The 22,767-nt window shown below is 38.6% G+C and carries 17 protein-coding genes; 16 read left to right on the top strand and 1 reads right to left on the bottom strand.

Going from position 1 to position 22,767, the window contains the following annotated elements; genetic code table 11:
• The first annotated feature begins 3 nt into the window (after nt 1–3).
• From CI595_RS16945 to CI595_RS16930, 3 genes are all read left to right on the top strand, one after another.
• Entirely contained in the window at nt 4–912 is a 909-nt protein-coding gene (locus tag CI595_RS16945; protein WP_158661544.1) for an AraC family transcriptional regulator, read from the top strand.
• A 418-nt stretch (nt 913–1,330) separates the two neighbouring features.
• The gene (locus tag CI595_RS16935) at nt 1,331–2,362 is read left to right on the top strand and encodes a D-alanine--D-alanine ligase family protein (RefSeq protein ID WP_095174824.1); all 1,032 of its coding nucleotides are present in this window, start codon (nt 1,331–1,333) and stop codon (nt 2,360–2,362) included.
• A 172-nt stretch (nt 2,363–2,534) separates the two neighbouring features.
• On the top strand, nt 2,535–3,914 hold the full coding sequence (locus tag CI595_RS16930) for a UDP-N-acetylmuramoyl-tripeptide--D-alanyl-D-alanine ligase (RefSeq protein WP_095174823.1): 1,380 nt from the start codon (nt 2,535–2,537) through the stop codon (nt 3,912–3,914).
• Nucleotides 3,915–4,459: 545 nt separating this feature from the next.
• Here CI595_RS16930 and CI595_RS16925 read toward each other — a convergent pair.
• The gene (locus tag CI595_RS16925; RefSeq protein ID WP_095174822.1) at nt 4,460–5,596 is read right to left on the bottom strand and encodes a tyrosine-type recombinase/integrase; all 1,137 of its coding nucleotides are present in this window, start codon (nt 5,594–5,596) and stop codon (nt 4,460–4,462) included.
• 309 nt (nt 5,597–5,905) lie between these two features.
• Between CI595_RS16925 and CI595_RS16920 the strand changes: the two genes are divergently transcribed.
• The 13 genes from CI595_RS16920 to CI595_RS16855 all read left to right on the top strand — a co-directional run bounded on the left by CI595_RS16920 (nt 5,906) and on the right by CI595_RS16855 (nt 22,759).
• A complete protein-coding gene (locus CI595_RS16920) occupies nt 5,906–7,108 on the top strand; it encodes a zinc ribbon domain-containing protein (RefSeq protein ID WP_095174821.1) in 1,203 nt (400 codons plus the stop codon).
• A gap of 508 nt (nt 7,109–7,616) precedes the next feature.
• A complete protein-coding gene (locus CI595_RS16915) occupies nt 7,617–9,587 on the top strand; it encodes a polysaccharide biosynthesis protein (protein ID WP_408608205.1) in 1,971 nt (656 codons plus the stop codon).
• A gap of 600 nt (nt 9,588–10,187) precedes the next feature.
• Nucleotides 10,188–10,709: a PglD-related sugar-binding protein gene (locus CI595_RS16910; RefSeq protein WP_095174819.1), complete on the top strand. Its 522-nt coding sequence runs from the start codon at nt 10,188–10,190 to the stop codon at nt 10,707–10,709.
• An 18-nt stretch (nt 10,710–10,727) separates the two neighbouring features.
• A complete protein-coding gene (locus CI595_RS16905) occupies nt 10,728–12,518 on the top strand; it encodes a sugar transferase (RefSeq protein WP_095174818.1) in 1,791 nt (596 codons plus the stop codon).
• The gene (locus CI595_RS16900; RefSeq protein ID WP_095174817.1) at nt 12,515–13,381 is read left to right on the top strand and encodes a glycosyltransferase family 2 protein; all 867 of its coding nucleotides are present in this window, start codon (nt 12,515–12,517) and stop codon (nt 13,379–13,381) included. Before CI595_RS16905 ends, CI595_RS16900 begins: the two co-directional genes overlap by 4 nt.
• A gap of 196 nt (nt 13,382–13,577) precedes the next feature.
• Nucleotides 13,578–14,261, top strand: coding sequence for a beta-1,6-N-acetylglucosaminyltransferase (locus CI595_RS16890; protein ID WP_095174815.1), 684 nt, complete (start codon nt 13,578–13,580; stop codon nt 14,259–14,261).
• Nucleotides 14,262–14,301: 40 nt separating this feature from the next.
• Nucleotides 14,302–15,477 (top strand): glycosyltransferase family protein, encoded by a 1,176-nt coding sequence (locus tag CI595_RS16885; RefSeq protein ID WP_095174814.1) that lies wholly within the window; start codon nt 14,302–14,304, stop codon nt 15,475–15,477.
• Nucleotides 15,470–16,744, top strand: a complete 1,275-nt coding sequence (locus CI595_RS16880; RefSeq protein ID WP_095174813.1) for an O-antigen ligase family protein — start codon at nt 15,470–15,472, stop codon at nt 16,742–16,744. The genes CI595_RS16885 and CI595_RS16880 overlap by 8 nt, the downstream gene beginning before the upstream one ends.
• Nucleotides 16,725–17,921, top strand: a complete 1,197-nt coding sequence (locus tag CI595_RS16875; RefSeq protein WP_095174812.1) for a glycosyltransferase — start codon at nt 16,725–16,727, stop codon at nt 17,919–17,921. Before CI595_RS16880 ends, CI595_RS16875 begins: the two co-directional genes overlap by 20 nt.
• Nucleotides 17,921–19,024 carry a polysaccharide pyruvyl transferase family protein gene (locus CI595_RS16870; protein ID WP_095174811.1) on the top strand — a complete coding sequence of 368 codons (1,104 nt, stop codon included), beginning with the start codon at nt 17,921–17,923 and terminating at the stop codon, nt 19,022–19,024. The genes CI595_RS16875 and CI595_RS16870 overlap by 1 nt, the downstream gene beginning before the upstream one ends.
• The gene (locus CI595_RS16865) at nt 19,024–20,199 is read left to right on the top strand and encodes a Coenzyme F420 hydrogenase/dehydrogenase, beta subunit C-terminal domain (protein ID WP_095174810.1); all 1,176 of its coding nucleotides are present in this window, start codon (nt 19,024–19,026) and stop codon (nt 20,197–20,199) included. Before CI595_RS16870 ends, CI595_RS16865 begins: the two co-directional genes overlap by 1 nt.
• The gene (locus CI595_RS16860; RefSeq protein WP_095174809.1) at nt 20,192–21,715 is read left to right on the top strand and encodes a polysaccharide biosynthesis protein; all 1,524 of its coding nucleotides are present in this window, start codon (nt 20,192–20,194) and stop codon (nt 21,713–21,715) included. Before CI595_RS16865 ends, CI595_RS16860 begins: the two co-directional genes overlap by 8 nt.
• 3 nt (nt 21,716–21,718) lie before the next feature.
• Complete coding sequence (locus CI595_RS16855) at nt 21,719–22,759, top strand: polysaccharide biosynthesis protein (RefSeq protein ID WP_095174808.1); 1,041 nt, start codon at nt 21,719–21,721, stop codon at nt 22,757–22,759.
• The last annotated feature ends 8 nt before the right edge of the window (nt 22,760–22,767 follow it).

The raw sequence follows: 22,767 nt of genomic DNA, 5'->3' as shown, positions 1-22,767 counted from the left end.
AAAATGGACAGCGTACATAAGGACACCGAGGTGAAATACACGGAATCCCCCAAGTATCAATGCCTGGAATTTCTCAGAAAAAACTCTGTGGAGCTTTATCTGGCTTACTGCGGCAGGGAAATCTGCGAGGCAGGGCATACTTACGGCCCTGCTGCCCGGAAGGAATATCTTCTGCATTATGTAGTAAGCGGAAAAGGCACCTTTACAGCAAATGGAAACACCAGAGAGCTTAGCGCTCATGATGCCTTTCTCATTATGCCGGAGGAGACCACTGTATACAGGGCAGATATGGAAACGCCCTGGTCCTATGTCTGGGTGGCATTTGACGGTATCCGGGCATATGAGTGCCTGGAACACGCCGGGTTTTCTGACAGTCAGCGGGTGGTCCGCTTTGAACAGGAGGAGAAACTTACCGCCTGTGTGGATGCCATGTTGGCGGCCCATCAGCTTACTTACGCCAATGATCTGGTGCGCCAGAGCCAGCTTACCCTGTTTCTGGCAAATATTATCCGTGAGTATCAAAGTACGCACGTCTCACGGGAGCCTTTCACAGAATATCACCAGCAGGAGTATGTGGACTATGCGGTTGCCTACATTGAACAGAATTATCACAAAGATATAAAGGTCAATGACATGTGCAGTTATATCGGCATTACCCGCAGCTATCTGACTAAGATATTCAAGCAGATCCTTCACGTTTCGCCCTATGAATATCTGCTGGGTGTCCGTATGAATAAAGCATCCCTGCTTCTTCAGGACACAACACTGCCGGTCAAGCAGATCGCGGAAATGGTGGGATATAAAGACGCACTGGTATTTTCCAAGGCATTTAAGCAGAAAATAGGCATCAGCCCCAAGGTGTTCCGCGCCTCCTCCGGGACGCTTGTTCTGTCTGATACAAAGAACGCATAAAAGGGTAAGATGGAGTGCCCATTCGGAATCTCGTCCAACCAGCGCCTGACTTGTTGGAATGTGATAATTTTACTGTAAAATGTGCACAGAACATATGATTTTTTATGCTGTTTGCATGTCAAATTGTATTTTGTGTTGAAGATATATGTCATAAAGATGGAAAATATAGATAAAAGTGCTGGAAAGATTTGCGGTATGACAGTTATTTTGACGATGAGGAGCTGCTTCAAATTTTATTTTTGCTGCAGAGACGGAGCCCGGGAGGTCAGGATAGAAGGAAAAAATCTGAACCTGAGGTGTCTTTTTTATTGCAGATTATGTTGTGAGACAGCAACAGCGTTGACAAAAAAGTTTAAATTGATTAGTATAAAAAGAACAGGTTAATGAAACCAAATGGCTGTGAAAAGGGAGAAAGAGCATGAATATAGTAGTTTTAGCAGGCGGCAGCAGTACGGAGAGGGAAGTTTCCATTGTGTCCGGACAGGGGATCTGCACAGCTTTGCGCAAGAGAAATCATAAGGCAGTATTGGTGGACGCGTATTTTGGAAAAGAGGAGTGGGGTGAGGAGATGTTTCCCCTTACCTATGATATAGATGCAGAGACTGCTTATATGCAGGCAAAAAGCAGGGAACTGGAAGAAACCATGAAGAGCAGGAAAGAATTCTTCGGACCGAATGTACTGGATATCTGCAAGGCCGCAGATATGGTTTTCCTGGCTCTGCACGGCTCCAATGGAGAGGACGGCAAGGTTCAGTCCGTATTTGACCTGATGGGCATTCCATACACCGGTTCCGGGCCGCTGAGCAGCGGGATGGCGATGGATAAAGGCATCACAAAAATGGTATTTGAAGCAAAAGGAGTACCCACACCCAAGGGTGTGACCCTGCAGAAGGGAAAATGCAGCAGTGAACTGGCTGACTATGATATGGATTTCCCGGTTATCGTCAAACCTTGCTGCGGCGGTTCCAGTGTGGGCGTGTGTATTGCTAAGAACCAGGAAGAGTATGAGGCAGCCCTTGAGGAATCCTTTTCCTATGAAAACGAAGCGGTTGTGGAACAGTTCATTGAGGGGCGTGAGTTCTCTGTAGCCGTAGTGGACGGCAAGGCATATCCGGTTATTGAGATTGCGCCGCTTCAGGGATTCTACGATTATAAGAACAAATACGAGGCAGGTTCCACCATTGAGACATGTCCTGCAGAACTGCCCGAAACACTGACCAGGGAGATGCAGAAATACGCCGAGCTTGGATATAAGGCACTGGCCCTGCAGGCATATGCAAGACTGGACTTCATTTTGGACAAAGAAGGAAATATGTACTGTCTGGAAGCCAATACGCTGCCGGGGATGACACCTACCAGCCTGATTCCCCAGGAGGCAAAGGTATTGGGCATGGATTACCCGGAACTGTGCGAGAAACTGATTGAGGTTTCCTTGAAAAAATATAAATAGCCGGAACAATCTAACAGTTCAGACGGGTCTGCGCATGCACTGCGCTGGCCATATGAATGCGTGGCGGCAGTCGGCATCCAGCCCATCGCAAAGCGATCCTTAATGGCTGGATGCATGTAACAGTTCATCTGTCTGAACTGTTACGGAAAATATAACGGATCAGAGGTGTGCCATGAAAAATCTTACGTTGGAAAATATAGCAAAAGTCTGCGGCGGTGTCTATGTGGGCAGCCCGGAGAAGAAGGAACAGGAAGTACAGGGAATAGTCACGGACAGCAGAAAGGTGGAGGAAGGTTTTCTGTTTGTTCCTATTAAAGGTGCCAGGGTAGATGCCCATGATTTTATTGACGGTGTGATGGAAAAAGGGGCACTGTGTACCCTCACAGAAAGGGAGCTGGGTGAAAAAAGCTTTCCTTATATAAAGGTGAATTCTTCGCTGCAGGCTGTGAAGGATATTGCGGAGTTTTATCTGAAGCAATTGTCCATCCCGGTAGTGGGAATTACCGGCAGTGTCGGTAAGACCAGTACCAAAGAAATGATCGCCGCGGTGCTGGAAGAAAAATACAATGTGCTGAAGACAAAAGGGAATTTCAACAATGAACTGGGAGTTCCGCTGACTGTATTTGGGCTGCGCCCGGATCACGAGATCGCGGTGCTGGAAATGGGCATCAGTGATTTCGGTGAGATGCACAGACTGGCTAAGATCGCGCGGCCGGATACCTGTGTGATCACGAATATCGGACTTTGCCATCTGGAATTTCTGAAATCCCGTGACGGGATCTTGAAGGCAAAGACAGAGATATTTGATTTCCTGGAAAGTGACGGACATGTGATCCTGAACGGGGATGACGATAAGCTGATCACGGTCAGGGATGTGAAAGGGATCAAGCCGTTGTTCTTTGGAGTTGATAACCATCAGGGAGTGTGGGCGGATGAGATTGAGAGTAAGGGGCTGAAAGGCATTTCCTGCCGGATTCATGCGGGAGAAGAGAGCTTTAAGGTACTGATTCCCATACCTGGACGGCATATGGTGTATAATGCGCTGGCAGGAACGGCTGTTGGCCTTACCTATGGGATGAATATGGAGGAGATAAAGAAAGGGATTGAAAGTCTCCAGTCTTTGAGCGGACGCTTCCATATTATAGAGACAGGGAACAGGACGATCGTGGATGACTGTTATAATGCCAATCCGGTTTCTATGAAAGCGTCTCTGGATGTGCTGCAGGATGCGCTGGGTAGAAGAGTTGCCATATTGGGTGATATGGGTGAGCTTGGAAAAGAGGAAGTGGAGATGCACCGGGAAGTTGGGGTGTATGCCGCTGCCAGAGATATTGATAAGATCATCTGCGTGGGTGAACTGGCAGGGGATATGGCTGAGGCAGCCAGGCTGGCAGCACCTACAAAAGATATTGTACATTTTGCGGAAAAGGAAAGCCTGCTGGAGGCTCTGCCGGAGATGATCCGGGATGGGGATACCATTTTGGTGAAGGCTTCGCACTTTATGGAATTTGAGAAAGTGGTGGAGATGTTGAAGGATTTTCCCTGTAACTGATTGACAAAATGTTTGAATTTTGAGATACTGAGTTTGATAATGAGAATAATCATAAAAGTGGAAACCCCTGCCGGTGAATGATACGGCGGGGGTTTTCACTTTTGTGATGGGATGATAAAGAGATAGAGGGGGTCCGTGTGGTGCGGGGCCTTTTTTGTTATGTGGAAAATCTCGCCCAACTTCTTTGTGTGACAAAAAAGCTTTCCGGGAGGGATGTGTATTGTGTGTAAGAGGAAGATGGGTGTAAGTGCTCAAATTTCCGTGCGAGGATTTGGCAAGGAGATACCTGTTTTGATTTATGGATTTGATTTATGGATTTATAGAAAGTTTTTAGGGATATTTTGTGTAAGAAACATCTTTTTGGGGAAGATGTATGAATATGGAGGAAGGCGGATAATGGCAGAAGGTATGCCTCTGTGCAGGCTTTGGGGGATGGTATATCTTTAACCATATTATTTTAGAAATGCGACAGGAGATAAAAAAGACAGGTCAGAAGGCGCGTCCGGCAGCTTCTGACCATTTTGGTGACCATTCATAATTCCGATTCATAGTATTGTGAGCTGGTTCATATACCTGCGCTTGGTATCCGGCTGTATATGCACATATAAGTCAAGCGTTGTCTTTACAGAAGTGTGGCCCAGGATTTCGGACAGGGATTTTGTGTCAAAACCCTGTTCTATCCAGCGGCATGAGAACTGGTGGCGGAGTGCGTGGATTTTTATGTGAGGGATCCGGCATTTTTTTAAAAGAGCGGCGTATCTGCGTTGTATTGTCCTTGGCTCCATGCATTTTTCTGTTCCGGTTAGGACAAAATAGCTGCTGTCCGTCTTTAAAGGCGCAGCCAGTGCCAGAAGTCTGTCAGGCAGAGGAATGGAACGTATGGATGTTGGTGTTTTGGGAGTGCCGATATTCAAATGTGTGCGGGAGCATTGACTTTTTCCGTCTGTTATGAGCATATTCGGGTTTTTTACACGTGTCACAGTACGGCGTATTTGAATTTTGCACTGGGCAAAATCAATGTCTTCCCATTTCAGGCCGCTCAGTTCGCCTACACGGATTCCGGTGTACATGCATAAGAGGATACCAAAAGAAAAGGGATCCATATTGTTGAACAGGTAGGAATCGAGTTTCTTGTAATCCTCACCGCTCATAATCTGTATATCACTGCTGCTTGAGGGGATACGGGGGAATTTAAGCGGCTCAGCCGGGAAGTAACCGAATTCCTGAGCATACCGGAGAATGTTTTTGAGCACACTTAGGATCACATGGATACTTCCGAAGGCCATTCCCTGCTCCAGCTCCTTTTGCACAAAACCTGTGAGGGTGTGGTTTGTAAACTTTTTAACCTGCATTTGGCCCAGGAGGGGCAGAATATGGTTGTCAAGAATTTCCTCATAGTTGGAATACGTGCTTTCTTTCACGGTATAGCGGATATGGGCTTTCCACTGTATGCTTACGGTACAGATCTGGTCATTATGGGGCGGTGTAGAGGACTGCCTGCCATACAGATAAAAATTAGGATTTTCGGATATGATCTTGTTTTTTTTATCTTTTACTTCCGTGTAGGACCTGCCGTACAGATAACCGTAACGGATCTTACCGTCCATATCACGCCCTTTGATATATCGTGCTTCCCAACGTCCATCTTTCCTTTTTCTGATATTTTCACCTTTTCTGGACATATTGACCTCCTAAAAATTATGAATTTATTGTACAAATTCAGACCACTTTTCTGACCATTAATGATTTTCTATTAATGGTGCCAAAATATCACGGTTTTCATTTTATATCCGGTAAAGTTTTCCAGTGGTTCCGAATATACTAAAAATAGCCAAAAAATTGCCATTATTTTTTGGCATATTGACTTTAGAGGCTTTTAGCGTTAAACTTAGTTTTGACTAAAGACCGGAAAATTATTTTTGTTAATACTATTTCCTGTCTTTTGATGTCGCATTTCTAAAAAAATATGTCCCATTTATTGGAATAAGTGAATGAAAACAGGATACAGTATTAAGACAATTAAATACAAACTTCGCTGTTCTCACCCGGAATGGCTGACAGAAACAGAGAAATATTACAGACAGGTGCTGGACTTTTATTTTCGTCTGCTTCTGGACCATGAGGAAATATGGGAATTGAATCTCCTTCAGATGCAGGGCGCGCTGGAACGCTTAACCATTCCGGGGAGGGACGGGAGAGTGCCCGAGAGGCCGCTGCCGTTTGACAGGGTTCCGGTATATTTCAGGCGTTCGGCTATTAATAAAGCTTCTGCCAGTTTAAAAAGTTATACGGAAAAGTATAAGAATTCAGGTGATGATCTGGTCTATACCATACCGGACACCATTGATGCATCGGTTACCTACTTTAAGGGGATGTATAAGGATTTTAGGGATAATAAGATTTCTCTGAAAGTATGGGATGGAAACAGGTGGAACTGGATGGACTGCAGGTTAAAGGGGCAGTTGGTACCTGAGGAAGGTATGGTGCTTTCTCCTACGGTAGTTTTTAGGGAGAAGGGATTTTGGCTGCATGTGCCTGTAAAACAGCAGACAGAGGATGCCAGGAACGCAAAAGAGCGGATGAAGGAAAAAGAAAATGTCTGCAGCGTACAATTTACGAATACGGACATTTTTGCTATGTGCTGTGTGCTGGATGGGGATGGGAAACAAAAGGCTGTGTATTCCTGCAGAGGCGGGGATGCGTACAGAAGCAAATGTAAGGTCCTTTTGGAGAAAATCGAGAAATCCAGAGTTTACACGGACAAAGATAATGCTCCTCATGCGAATCACAAATATTATCTGCGGTTAAGAAACCTGTCTGAGCATTATGCGCATCAGGTGAGCAGGGAAATTGTGGATTTCTGTGTGAGGGAAGAGGCCAGTGTGATCGTATTTCCGTCTTATGATAAGGAGTTTACGAAAGTTGTCCAGTATCGTTCAGGAATGTATTCGCCATTGTATTTGGGAAGCAGGATAAGAGAATTTCTGAAATATAAGGCATGGGGCGCCGGAATTGTGGTTCTGGAGCTTAGTGCGGAAGGGACAAGCAGTAAGTGTTTTGTCTGCGGCGGGAAGATCAAGAAAAATGGGACTATGTTTGAGTGTGAGAATGGGCATCAGGGCAGCCGGTTCCTAAACAGCGCGAGGAATCTTGGGGTGAAATGCCTGAAGGATTTTGAGCGGAAGAGGAAATGAGTCAGACAAATAATTTAGACATAAGTGTGAATATCACTCTTATATAGATGCCGGGAAACTGGCAAGAGGCTGTGCGCCAGTGACGCATGGTTTCCGGTTGAATATCGCCGGTCGGCTCCTTTACGGGGTCGGCGAAGAATTGTCTTTTGTGGGCAGAGAATATTCAAAGTAATAATAAATAAAAAATAAAGAGATAAAAAGATTTGGAAATACGAGGGGAGATATTATGTGGCAGATAATCATTGTGCTGCTGCTTCTGCTTGTACTGTTCCTGTTCGTGATGGTGTTTGCTTTGGCGAAGATCAATTCCGGAGACAGGAAGAGAGAGGATAATGAGCAGGAGGCGTTTATTCGTGGCAGAGAGGATGCTGGATATGACGAGAGCATGGAACATGGCTCCGGTATGACCGGTGAGGAAGAGAGAAGATGGAAAGCGGCACAGACGAATGAGGAAAGAGACAGGGTTCAGGAAGAGTTGATACAGAAGGCTGGTAAGAAGAGAAAGGTTATGGAACATTGGCAGGCGATTGCGCTTTGGCTGATGCTTTATGATGTTGTGGCTGTAAACGCGGCGTTTATGCTGGCTTTATGGGTTAGGTTTGACTGTCGGTATTCTTTGATTCCGGATGTTTATCTGGGGGCATTTTTGAAGTTTGCGCCTTGGTACACGGTGTTTAGCATTGCTGTTTATTGGGTGTTGAGGCTGTATAAGAGTGTTTGGCGGTTTGCCAGTTTTAGTGAGTTGTTCCGGATTGGGGCGGCGAATGTTGTGACTGGGTTGTTTCAGATAATTGGGATTACTTTGTTTGTGAAAAGAATGCCGATTTCTTATTATTTGTTTGGGATTATGCTGCAGTTTGTGTTTACGGTTGCGGTTCGGTTTTCTTATCGGTTTATTCTGTTGGAGCGTAATAGGAATAAACAGAGTGAAGAGGATGCGGTTCTTCATCGAGTTATGTTGATTGGGGCAGGTGCTGCGGGGCAGATTATAATCAGAGACCTGAATAGGGCCAGTGAGGTTAAGGCGAAGGTTTGCTGTATTATTGATGATAATCCTAATAAGATGGGACGTTACATAGAAGGGATTCCTATTGTTGGAAATAGGGATGATATTCTGCTGAGTGCAGAGAAATATAAGATTGACCAGATTTTGCTTGCGATTCCCAGTGCTTCGGCTGAGGAGAAAAGGGATATATTGAATATCTGCAAGGAGACTGGATGTGAACTGAAGATACTTCCCGGGATTTATCAGTTGGTGAATGGGGAAGTGGCGATCAGTAAGATGAAGAGTGTGGCTGTGGAGGATCTGCTGGGAAGAGATCCCATTAAGGTCAATATGGAGGAAATTTTTAATGCGCTGCGGAATAAGACGATTCTTGTTACGGGTGGAGGTGGTTCTATTGGTAGTGAGTTATGTCGGCAGATTGCGGCGCATGGTCCGAAACGGTTGATCATATTTGACATATATGAGAATAATGCTTATGACATTGAGCAGGAGTTGAGGCGGAAATATCCTAAGTTGGATTTGGTTGTATTGATTGGATCGGTGAGGGATAGCAGAAGGATTAACAGTGTGTTTGCTGAGTATAGGCCGGATGTGGTTTATCATGCGGCGGCACATAAACATGTGCCTTTGATGGAGACTAGTCCTTGTGAGGCCATAAAGAATAATGTTTTGGGGACGTATAAGACTGCCAGCGCGGCACTGCAGAGTGGGTGCGAGAAATTTGTGCTGATCAGTACGGATAAGGCAGTTAATCCTACGAATATTATGGGGGCAAGTAAGAGGCTTTGTGAGATGGTGATTCAGACTATGGATAGGCTGAGTAAACAGGGCGGGCCGATTATTTTGCCGGACTTGAATGGGCATGATGAAGGTGCAGATTATGAAGTGGCTGCGGCTACCAGGGAAAAGGGTGCGGATTGTGAAGAGGGCCAGAGAAAGCCTACCGATTTTGTGGCGGTTCGATTTGGTAATGTTTTAGGGAGTAATGGGTCTGTGATTCCGCTTTTTAAGAAACAAATTGAGGCTGGCGGGCCGGTTACGGTTACACATCCGGATATCATTCGGTACTTTATGACGATACCTGAAGCAGTGAGTCTCGTGTTGCAAGCGGGAACGTATGCGAAAGGTGGAGAGATATTTGTGCTGGATATGGGGGCGCCGGTGAAGATTGATACGTTGGCACGGAATTTGATAAAGTTGTCGGGGTATAAGCCGGATGTGGATATATCGGTTGTGTATACTGGGTTGAGGCCTGGGGAGAAGCTTTACGAGGAGAAACTTATGGCGGAGGAGGGGATGAAGACTACGCCGAATAAGTTGATACATATTGGGAGTCCGATTCCGTTTGATACGGAGAAGTTTTTAGGAGACTTGGAGGGGCTGGCAACGGTTAGTTATAGGAATAGACAGGATATCTGTGAGTTGGTAAAGAGGGTGGTGCCGACTTATAAACCAGATAACGTTATTTTGTAATAGGGTGTAGACAATGGATATGGGTATGGTAATAAGTGTTTAGTAGGTTAGCAACAAAATCAAATAAAAAGGAAGCATCATGATTAAGAAAGAATTCACGAAGTTTAAAAACAAGTTTTAAGGATAATTATTTAATAGGAACAACCAAGAGAAGCCCAGTATTTTTAAGGGTTTGCAAGCTTAGTTGTTTCTTCCTTTTATAATTTTTGTGCTGGACAGGCCAAATTAAGCATTCTAAACTGATTGAAACATGTTGGCCTCTCTGGTTGATCTATAATTAACCCAATCCAGAGCAAAAATACAATAAGGGGGAACGGACTAAGCCTGCACGGATTGTATCCGGCAGGCTTAAAGTTGTGGTAGGAAATAATAAAAAAGTATGATAAATTGGAACAGTCAAGAAATTAATCTCGTCGAGATGGGTTGTATCTGTTCCTATAGGTATAAAATTTAGGGCAGGCCTTCTAAGAGACGGGAATAAAATCTTGAATGTTAATTAAATTGCCCCTAAAACCCATAGGAACGAATGAGGCTCGTATTAGAGATGAATTTCTGGTACGAGTCTTTTTTCGTACTTAGAAATAAATTGGGAACATTGTTGTGAAAAGATTATTGATCGTTGGTGCCGGTGGTCACGGCAGAGTAGTAAAAGAGGTTGCGGAAGCTACCGATGAATTTGAAAAAATAGATTTCCTTGATGATAATAGCGAAGATACTGTCGGAAAAACAGATGATCTAAAAAAGCTATATGGTGAGTATGACAGTGCATTTGTAGGAGTTGGTAACAACATGTTTCGGATGGAATGTATAGCAAAAATAAAAGAGGTTGGGTATCAGATACCGACATTGATACATCCGACTGCTTATATCAGTAAGAGTGCCAATATTGAATTAGGTACAGTTGTTGAGCCAAAAGCACTCGTGAATGCAAATACAAAGATTGGAGAAGGATGCATTATATCGGTTTGGACAATCATAGATCACAATGTTGTTGTAGAAGATGGAGTACACGTAAATGCCCGGGCGATTGTAAGAGCTGGTGCACATATCGCTGCATTGTCGAAGTTAGAAGCCGGTGAAGTTATTCTGGGATATGAAAGTGCAAGGGTTAGCAGAAAATGAAAAGAAGGGGAATGATATATGTCGATTGATAAAAATTTAAAAAAGTTTGTTAAATTCGTCACTGTCGTAACAACGGCTACTTTTGTTGGGGTGAGTGCAGTCGCAAAGCTTAAGAAAAAAGATTCTATATATGAAAATGAACCAGAACAGAAGAATCCGTTTTTTGGCAAGAAGGTTGTCTTTGTGTCGGATAATAATGATTGTGAAAATGCAGACGGTGAAAAAGGACACCTAGAGGCAACGGCAATTTCTGATTATAAACAAGGTATTTATGGAAAATACATCAAACGAGCCATTGACATAGCATTATCTTTTGTTGGCTTAGTAGCATTATCTCCAGTTTATGCAGGAATCGCACTTGTAATTAAGATTGATGATCCGGGTCCGGTTCTTTTCATACAGAAGAGAATAGGACAGAATAAGCAGTATTTCAAATTACATAAGTTTAGATCCATGAAAATGAGTACACCGCATGACGTACCTACTCATATGTTGGAAAATCCAGATCAGTATATAACGAGAGTAGGGAAATTCTTACGCGCACACAGTTTGGATGAATTACCACAAATTTGGGATATCTTTATTGGAAATATGTCTGTGATTGGTCCCAGGCCAGGACTCTGGAACCAGGATATCCTCACAGCTGAAAGAGATAAATATAATGCTAATGATGTAAAACCAGGATTGACTGGATGGGCACAGATTAATGGTCGTGATGAGCTGGAAATTCCAGACAAAGCAAAACTTGATGGTGAGTATGTCAAGAAGATGGGAATGATTATGGACATTAAGTGCTTCCTAGCAACTATCATTAGTGTGTTTAAAAGTGATGGAATTGTCGAAGGTGGAACAGGGGAGTTGAAGAAAAATCTGAGTAAAGCAGGTGAACAGTGTGAAGCAGTGCTACAAATTAACTCCCAAATGAACAATATAGTGAGAAAAATCTTAATCACAGGGGCTGGCAGTTACATTGGAACTTCGGTAGAAAACTATTTAAAACAATGGTCAGAGCATTATCAAGTCGATACGATAGATATGAAAGATAGTTCCTGGAAGGATAAGGATTTTTCTGGTTATGATACCGTTTATCATGTAGCAGGAATTGCACATGCAGATATCGGTCATGTGAGTGAAGAGCAAAAAGCTTTCTACTATGAGATTAATACAAATCTCACGATTGAAACAGCTAAGAAAGCGAAAGCTGATGGAGTGAAACAGTTTATCTTCATGAGCAGTGCGATAGTTTATGGAGATTCTGCTCCAATCGGAAAGAAGAAAGTGATTACTAAGGATACACCAACTGCACCAGCTAATTTTTATGGTGATAGTAAGGTGCAGGCAGAGAAGGGAATCCTGCCATTGCAGGATGAGACGTTTAAAGTCGTTATCCTACGTCCTCCGATGATATATGGCAAAGGAAGCAAAGGTAACTATCCGGTACTTGCAAAATTTGCGCAGAAACTTCCGATATTTCCATATGTTAATAATAAACGATCTATGCTCTATATTGAAAATTTGTGCGAGTTCGTGAGATTAATGATTGAAAATGAAGAATCAGGTATTTTTTGGCCGCAGAACAGTGAGTATACCAATACTGCAGATTTGGTCAAGACGATTGCGAATGTGCATGGTAAGAAAGTAATACTTGTACATGGATTTGGAGGAGCATTAAAGCTGGCAAGTAATTTCGTTGGTCTGGTAAATAAGGCATTTGGAAGTCTGTGCTATGACATGAAAATTAGTGAGTATGTAAAGAATTACAGAGTCTTTGAGCTGAAGGAAAGCATAGAGAGGACGGAAAGAGAATGATAGATATTACATTCATTATATTGACAAAAAATGAAGAAGTAAATATTGCTAATTGTCTTAAGTCTATTCAGGGCTTTGCAAAGCGGGTTGTCATTGTGGACAGTGGCAGCGTGGATCGCACCGTTGAAATAGCAAAAAAAATGGGGGCGGATGTTTACACGCATAAGTTTGAAAATTATGCTCGTCAGTTTAATTGGGGATTAGATAATACTGGAATTGATACGCAGTGGTGTTTCCGATTAGATGCTGATGAAAGATTAACACCCGATTTATGTAAAGAACTTGAGAAGATTGCAAAGAAACATGCTAACGACAATGTTAATGGTGTAACCATGGAAGCATGGCTATACTTTATGGGACGTAAAATTAAGCACGGTTGCCATAATAAGCGTAAGTTAATGATGTTTAAGACAGGAATCGGCAGAATTGAAGATAGAAAAATGGATGAACATACGGTCCTGTCTGAGGGAGTGTCCATCAGTACGAAGGAACGTTTCGTCCACTATGATTTTAAGAATATGACCCATTGGATTAATAAAATGAATTGGTATGCTACTCGTGAAATGCAAGATTATATTGAGTTTGCGCAAGGAAAAGGAGCTAATCTGAGCAAGGGTGATGACTCAACAATTTCTGGTACACGTAAGAAAAAATACGGGTTTTATTATAAATTTCCACTGTTTGTAAGAAGTTGGCTTGTTTTCATTTATTTCTACATATTCAAACTGGGATTTTTAGATGGTAGAGAAGGATATATTTATAATTATATGTACCACAGATGGTATAGGAGCCTTGTTGATACAAAAATATATGAGCAGCTGAAGACAAAAAAACCATTCGAAGAAACAGGTGATTTGAAATGACAGATAGACATGCCTATTTGATTATGACACATAAAAACACGTATGTTCTTGAAAAGCTATTGATGCTTATAGACGATGTACGAAATGATATTTTTATTCATGTGGATACAAAATGTAAGGATTTTGATTACAACTTATATCAGTCCAAGGTTAGAAATTCAAAGATGATATTTGTTAAAAACAGAAAAAATGTTTCGTGGGGGGGTATTCAATTGTTGAAGTAGAGTTGAGCCTGTTTAAAGCAGCTACAGATTATGGTGAGTATTTGCATTATCATTTGCTTTCTGGTCAGGATATGCCTATAAAAACACAGGATGAGATTCACAAATTCTGCTCTAGAAATTCGAATATTTCTTTTATTGACATAAATAAACCAGACTTGACTTCGGATTTTGGAAAAATAATATATAGGCGTGTTTCTATTAAAAGGTATATTTCGGAAGAGAAAAAGAGGGAATCGTTCGTATTGAAATGGTTTGATCGAGTGATACTTGGAATTCAGTATTATTTGTTAAAATGTGATTTCGTGAAAAAAACAGGAATTCAGTTAAGATATGGCTCGCAGTGGTGTTCATTATGTGATGGGCACATAAGGATTCTTTTGCAGAATATTGATAAGATTGAATACTATTTCAAAAAAAGTAGTATCCCGGATGAATTGTTTGTTCAGAGTATTCTTGCAGAGATGGGGTTAGAAAAAGAGATAGCAGGAAATAAACGAGAGATTATGTGGAATCATAATGATAAGTTACATCCACATGTCTGGGTTAAAGAAGATTATGAAAAACTTAAAAGGAGCAATGCTTTTTTTGCACGAAAATTTGACGAGAATTTTGATAAGATAGTGATAGATTTGGTTTATGAGTACATAAAACCGTGAATTTGAAATGGAATAAGGTTATGAAAGAGGCTAAATGAGTATGAGAAAAATACTTTTTGTTACAGGTGAATATATTTCCAAAACGGCTCAAAATGGCTTGTGTGTAAGATTTATAGTTGATGAATTGAAAAAAAGGAATGTTGAATCTCATATCTTATGTCTTGAAGAAAAGGTAGATAAAGATACCGCAAAAAAGGGCATATTTCCGATTTACTATCACCAACATATTAATGGGTTATCAAATAAATTAAGACAACTTAAGAAATTTCTGCATATGCCAATTGAAAATAAAGAACTATGTAAGCGACTCGAAAAAGAAATCATCGACTTAGACAAAAATTATGCTTATGATTTAATCGTTGCAGTAATTAATCCCGTAGAAACAGCGGAAGCACTTTATTTAGCAAAAAAAACGAATCCGAGATTGAAATGTGTTTTATATGAAATTGATCCAGCCTCGAATCGTTATAAATATCCTTCTAATATGATTGAAAAGATGTGGAAAAAAAGATCTATAACTTGGGAGCAAAAAGTATATCATGTGATAGATAGAATTATTCATATACAAAGTCATAAAAAACATTTTTCGAATAATGTCTATAAACAATTTGAAATGAAAACATTATATTCGGATATTCCTAGTTTAAGGTTTATAGAATTTAATTTAAATGAAAAAGATTATCATCAAATAAATGCAATTTATGCAGGAGCATTTTATCCGGTATTGCGTGAACCAGATTATATGATTGACTTATTCAAGGCATTAGATGATATTAATTTAAATATTTATACCGGAAACATTTATAGGAAGCATATAGAAGAATTGGTAAGAAAGACACCAAATATTCAGTTAAAATCATTTATCCCTCAAGAAGAATTGGATAAAAAAATTTATGATTCGAATCTGCTGGTGAGTATTGGGAATAAAGAATCAGACTTTCTTCCTTCAAAAGTCTTGTATTATATAGGAACTGGAAAGATTGTTTTGCATTTATATTCAGACGAAAACGATGTGGCAAAAAAATATTTTGAAAAATATCCCAAGGCGATTTTGGTAGATCAAAATATAGATATCAAAGCGAATATAAATATAATAAAAAGGAAATTAAAAGAAGTCAGTACCTTAAATTTAGATGAGGAAATTATAAAGAGCATATATCACAAAAACACACCAGATTATACGGCAAGTGTTTTTGAGGAGATACTTAATGGATAATAAAGAAAATTATAGGATTAATCATTTTAATTGGATACTATATCTTCTGTTTTTTACATCTACGGATACAATTTTATTTGGAACTAATTCAAATAATTTGGCTTTATATATCCCTAGAATAATAGGCCTATTATTTATAATATGGTCGATTATGATTGTAAAAGGGCAAATAAGAGTTGATTTAAAAGTATTAATTATAACGATTTTATTTGTTGGATTATTGATTTTAAATCTTTTTGTTCATAATGAAAATACAAATACTATTCTATCAAGAATTATTTCAGTGCTAGTGGCCATTAGCATTGTAAATACTTATAAAATCAACTATTTTTTAAATATATTTGATAGAGTTATGTCACTAGTGGTTAAAATTGCAATTTTGATTGAACTGATTGCATATATTGTACCTGGGTTAATATTATTACTTCCGAAAGCTACAAATACGGCAGGTAATATATTCGCTATATGTGGAGTAGGAGGACTTCAGCTATCGAATATAGGACGGTCTTTTATCAGGGCATCAGGACCATTTTGGGAGCCTGGTGCATTGGCCATTTACTTGGTCTTTGCAATAATGAATCAACTGTTTTTTTTGACTACAGATTTGAAGAAAGTAATCTTATATGTTATCACTTTAGTAATAACATTTTCTACAACTGGATATATAGCAACAGCAGTTTTATTTATTATTTACGTCTTGTGTATTAAGAAGGCCGCTATAAATCGCTACATTAAAGCAAGTATCATAGGTGTTTTAATTGTCGGGATTATAACGATATTTTGGGGTCAAAATACACTGATATATCAAATGATTTTTGGAAAAGTAATTCTCGGTGAAAGTACTTCAATGACACGTTATGCGTCCATTATTAATGGACTTCAAATCGGTTTTGACTATCCTTTACTAGGTGTTGGACCTAATCGATTGAGTGAATATATGGCGTTGTATGCAAAAAAAACAACTATAATGAACTTAGGAGCAAATCCGTGGAATACAAATACCGTAACATATCAATTTGCAGCATATGGAGCAGTGTTTGGAATACTTTTTGTTATTGGTTACTTTAAGTTCTTTAGAAAAATAACAAATAGACAATTTTTAGGGCTTGGATTATTTATAACAGTGATACTTGCTTATTGTGGAGAGGCGTATTTTTCATTTATGCCATATTTGTTTGTTTTATATGGATATAATAGTAATCTACACATGGAAAGTAATAAGGATGCAATAACTGGAGGAAATAATAGTGAAAATTGCAGCAATTAATTCGATGTCTGTTGGAAGTACTGGTAGGATCATGATAGAAATTGGAAAACAGTCAAAAATTGATAATCTAGAATATATAGGTTACTGTGGTAATTGGGTTAAAAATCAACCATTAAATGAATGTGTAAGGTTTGGATTCAGAGTTGAAAATTTTGTATCGGCAATTCTGTATCGTATAACAGGCATTCAACATGTTGGATCAATTTTAGGGACATTATCTTTGATCAGAAAGTTAAAAAAATATAATCCAGATGTGATTCATATTCACAATTTGCATCTTTGGGTTTTGAATGTTCCAATGTTGTTTAGGTATATAAAAAGGCAAAATATTCCGGTTATATGGACGTTGCACGATTGTTGGGCATTTACTGGGCAGTGTCCTCACTTTACTATGGCAAAATGCGAAAAATGGAAAACGGGATGTCATGATTGCGTACAGTATAAGCAATATCCTAAAAGTTATGTTGATCGTACCGGGATTATGTGGAAGCTCAAAAAGAAATGGTTTACCGGTGTAAATAATGTGACAATAGTGACGCCATCTCAATGGCTTGCTGATTTATTAAAAAAATCATTTTTACATGAGTATCCAATAAGAGTAATACACAACGGAATAGACTTATCAGTCTTTAAGCCAACAGAGAAAAGCTTTCGTACAGCACATAAACTAGAGGATAAGTACATAGTTCTTGGAGTGTCTTTTGGTTGGGGAAAGAGTAAAGGATTAGATGTTTTTATAGAACTATCTAAGTCCTTGCCAGATTCTTATCAAATTGTTTTAGTAGGTACTAATGGTAATACGGATAGAATGCTACCAGATAATATTCTATCGATTCATACTACGCACAATCAGATTGAGTTAGCAGGAATATATACAGCAGCAGATGTATTTGTGAATCCGACGCGGGAAGAAAATTATCCTTCTGTAAATATGGAAAGTCTGGCATGTGGAACGCCAGTTCTTACATTTAAAACTGGAGGCAGTCCTGAAATTTTGAATGAAGCATGTGGGTTTGTAGTTGATAGTGAGGATGTGAATACATTACAGAATATAATTATTAGGATATGTGAGGAAAAGCCGTATTCTAAGGAAACGTGTATTAAACATTCAAAGAATTTTGAGGCTAAAGATCGGTTTAAGGAATACTTAGAACTGTATAAGGAGGTGGTAGAATAATGGATTTACATGAGTTTATATTGAACAACAAAATTCTTTTACCAATCGCCCTAAAAATTAATAAATTGTTAAGAGACAAAAAATTATATCAGATGACAAAATCAGCAATATTGGCTTCAACAGATAACGCACAAAGAATTTTTTATTTGGGGATTCCAGCTCATAGCAACTTGGGGGATTTAGCTCAAGGTGTTTGCATAAGGAGATGGATAAACAAACACTATCCTAATTATAAACTTGTAGAGATTGAGACTAATGCTCTTGTTAACACAAAAAAATCTGTCTTAAATATTTTGAAAGCAAATTATCGTAGTGATGATTTTATTATTTTTCAGAGCGGTTATACAACAACTGATCTTGGAGGATTTGCTGACGAAATGCATCGAGCTGTTATGGGAGCACTGCCAAATGCGCGAATGTTAATGCTTCCTCAAACAATATTCTTTGAAAAAGAAGAAAATCGGATAAGAACTTCAAAGTGCTATAATGCGATGAAACATATGCTATTTCTCGCAAGAGACGGTGTCTCTTATGACATGGCAAAGGAACTGTTCCCTGATATTCCGGTTATGAAATATCCAGATATTGTTACCACTCTGATTGGTAGTCATCAATATGATTATGAGAGGAATGGAATTATGTTCTGTTGCAGAAATGACGGAGAAAAGTATTATTCAGATGAACAGATTCACAATCTTATGATTAGATGTTCAAAATTTTCAAAGGTTCAAAAAACTGATACTACAAAAAAAGGAAAAACAAAAGAGATCGTTCGAAACGCGGAGCATTTAATTTATAAAGAGATTGATACGTATGCACATCATAAAGTTGTAATAACAGATAGATATCATGGTACTATATTGTCTCTTGTTGCTGGAACTCCGGTTATAATTATTAAAACAACAGATCATAAGGTGACTACAGGAGCGGAATGGTTTAGAGGAATTTATGATGATTATGTATATTTGGCAGATGATTTAGAAGAGGCATATCAATTGGCACAAGAGGTATACAACAAAGACATGGATGGTAGGTTAGATACTTACTTCGATGCGGAGTATTATGATAAATTACCGAAAATATTTGATACGGAGGTACAGTAGTGATAATTTGTGAAAGTGAAAAATGTACCGGCTGTGGAATGTGCGTGGATTGTTGCATTGTCTGTGCAATTGAAATGAAAAAAGTTGAGCATGGTTTTTATTATCCGACGATAGACTCAGAAAAGTGTATTGATTGTGGTCAGTGCAAACGAAAATGTCCTGCAAATGATACTAGTATTAAAGGGCAGAAGCAATTAGGAATTTATTCAGCTTGGAATAAAAACAAGGCTAAAAGGAGTAAGGCAACTTCAGGTGGGATTTTTAGCTTACTAGCTGAAAAAATCTTAGAAAATGATGGTCTAGTGGCAGGTGTGGCTTGGGATGATTCATTTCATACGGAGCATGTTTTGATTAATTCAGTTGACGAATTGTGTAGACTGAATGGATCTAAATATGTTCAAAGTCATACAAACTTAATATATAGACAAATAAAGAATACGTTAGATAATGGTAAATCGGTGTTGTTTTCAGGAACACCATGTCAAAATCATGCCCTCAGATTGTTTCTGGGTAAAGATTATACGGATTTATATTTGATAGATCTTGTTTGCCATGGAGTGCCTTCCGAGGATATTTTTGATAGATATTTAAATGAACGTTCTAACAATGGAAGCAAAATAATTAAGCAAATCAGGTTGCGTCATAAGAAACCATACTGGGATTGGAGTTATGTGACGATTGATTTTGAAAATTCAGAATCATATTCTGAATTAACCACAGATGATTCGTATTTTACATTATTTAATGTGGGATATTCATTAAGAAAATCATGTTCACAATGCAAATATGCGAATATGAAACGATTTGGGGATATCACCTTGGCAGATTTCTGGGGATTTACAGCAAATAGTTTTAAGCAATCTAATTATTTGCGAGGCGTATCACTTGTAATGGTTAATACGTATAAAGGTCAGAAATTATTTCAAATTATTTCAAACGATATTATTTATGAAGAGACAAGTGAAAAGAAAGCTTTAAAAAGTAATAAAAGCCTACAAGAACCATATTTTATTTCTGAAGACAAAATTAATGCTTTTTGGTCAGACTATGATATTGGAACGAGTATAGATGAGCTTAGAGATAAATACACTGGTAAACCATTTACCATCCCAAAGTTATTGTGGTTAAGAAGAGTTAAGCATATGTATTGGTGGCTGGTAAAACGAAATGAATAATTCAAGAAGTAAAAACGCAACGCTTAATATCATACTTGGCTGTATTACACAATTAGGAATATTGCTTCTATCATTTTTATCAAGAAAAATTTTTGTTCATTTTTTATCCGCCGATTATTTGGGAATAAATGGATTATATGGAAACATTTTATCAGTTTTAGCATTAGCTGAATTGGGATTAGGAAATGTAACGCAGTTCTTTCTATATAAACCTGTAGCAGATAATAATCAAGGTAAGATTTGCCAACTTATCAATTATTTCAGAAAATTATATTGCATTATAGCAGTAGTAGTGTTTGTAATTGGAATGTGCATTGTTCCATTCTTGAAAGTTATTATAAACAGTGAGCTTCCTCAAAATGAGTTGATTATTTATTATATGATTTTCCTGCTTAATTCATGTGTAACATATTTTTCGGCTGATAAAATTGCACTTTTGGCAGCTTATCAGGATAATAGGCTTACAAAATACATAACGTTGACTGTAAATTTTTTCTTGCAGATAGGTCAGATTATTATACTTGCGGCATGGCATAATTATGTATTATACGTTTTGGCAACACTCGTAAGTTCAATAGCAAATGTGGTTATAACAAATCTTCTTTGTTATAGAAGATATCCATATCTTAAAGCTAAGGTATCTGGGAAAGTTGATGTTGATAAGGCATATATTATAAATAATTTAAAATCCACTTTTGTGTATAAAATCGGTGCGACAATTGTTAATAATACTGACAATATTTTGATTTCAATGATGATAAGCACTGCAGCAGTTGGCCTATACTCAAATTACTATATGGTTGTTTCAGGAGTACAAGCATTTCTGACTATTATAACTACAGCTTTAATTAGTGGTATTGGAAATTTAAGCACGAGCGCCAATAAAATAAGAAAGCATGAAGTGTTTGATATTATGACAATGTTTTATCATTTTATTGCAGCATTTGGCGGAGTATCGTTTTTCTTATTGTTTAATGAACTAATTTCAATATGGCTAGGCGTCCAGTTCTTACTAGATCAAAGTACAGTGTTTGCAATAGCTTTTTCCTTTTATTTGACAAATGCGATAAGTCCGATATGGATGTTTCGAGAATCCAATGGCTTGTTCAACAAAGTAAAATACCTATTGCTCGTAACGGCTGTTTTTAATATAGTACTTTCGATAATTTTAGGTCGTTATTTTGGAATGTTTGGAATTTTAATTGCAACATCAATTGCAAGAATAGTTACTCAAGTGTGGTATGAACCGCATGTCCTGTTTAATAATTTATTTGGTGTTTCATCAATATCATATTGGTTAAAACAATGTAAGTATTTTGCATTATCACTAATCAGTGGTGCTTTCTGTATAGGAATTTCAGAGGTTATTCCATATGGTTTTGTTTTTATTATAATAAAAGCAATTGTATATTTTGGTTTATTTGTAATTGTTTTCTCGGTTTTCTGCTATAGAGATTCAGAATTTAAAGAAATTAAGAAAATGATTGATAGAATTATAAAAAGAAGGAGAAAGTAGAAAATGAATTTGTTTACAGGAAAGACATTGATGATTACAGGAGGCACAGGTTCATTTGGAAATGCGGTATTGAACCGTTTCTTACAGACAGATATTGGAGAAATTCGTATTTTTTCACGTGATGAAAAGAAGCAGGATGATATGCGTCATGAGTTTCAGGCAAAAATGCCAGAAGTAGCAGATAAGATTAAATTCTATATTGGCGATGTCCGTGATTTACAGTCGGTGAGAGGTGCGATGCATGGTGTAGATTATGTCTTTCATGCAGCAGCATTGAAGCAAGTACCTTCTTGTGAGTTCTTTCCGATGGAAGCGGTACGCACAAATGTTATTGGAACAGACAATGTATTAACAGTAGCAATCGAAGAAGGCGTAGAAGCCGTTATTTGTCTTTCAACAGATAAAGCGGCTTATCCAATTAACGCAATGGGCATCACAAAGGCAATCGAAGAGAAGGTTGCAGTAGCTAAGTCAAGAAATTCTGGAAAGACCAAGATTTGTTGCACTCGTTATGGCAATGTTATGTGTTCTCGTGGATCTGTTATTCCGCTGTGGATTGATCAGATTAAAGAAGGAAATCCAATTACATTAACCGAACCTTCAATGACGAGATTTATCATGTCTCTAGAAGAAGCGGTTGAACTTGTATTATTTGCATTTGAGCATGGAGAAAACGGTGATCTTTTGATTCAGAAAGCACCGGCTTGTACAATTCAGACACAAGCAGAGGCTGTTTGTGAGTTATTTGGTGGAAAGAAAGAAAATATTAAGGTGATTGGTATCCGTCATGGTGAGAAAATGTATGAGACACTACTTACAAATGAAGAGTGTGCTAAGGCAGTAGATCTTGGTGATTTCTATAGTGTTCCTGCTGATAATCGTGGATTGAATTATGACAAATATTTTAAAGAGGGCGATGAGCATCGTAATAAATTAAACGAATTTAATTCAAATAATACGAGAATATTAAATGTAGCTGAGACAAAGGCTAAAATTGCAGCGTTGTCTTATATCAAAGAAGAACTTGCAAAGATGGAGAAATGATGTGATTT

Origin of the sequence: Blautia hominis, from assembly GCA_002270465.1 — a bacterium.
In the GTDB taxonomy this organism is placed as follows: domain Bacteria; phylum Bacillota; class Clostridia; order Lachnospirales; family Lachnospiraceae; genus Blautia; species Blautia hominis.
Note: the sequence above shows the minus strand (reverse complement) of the source record. Positions and strands in the feature narration are given on the sequence as shown.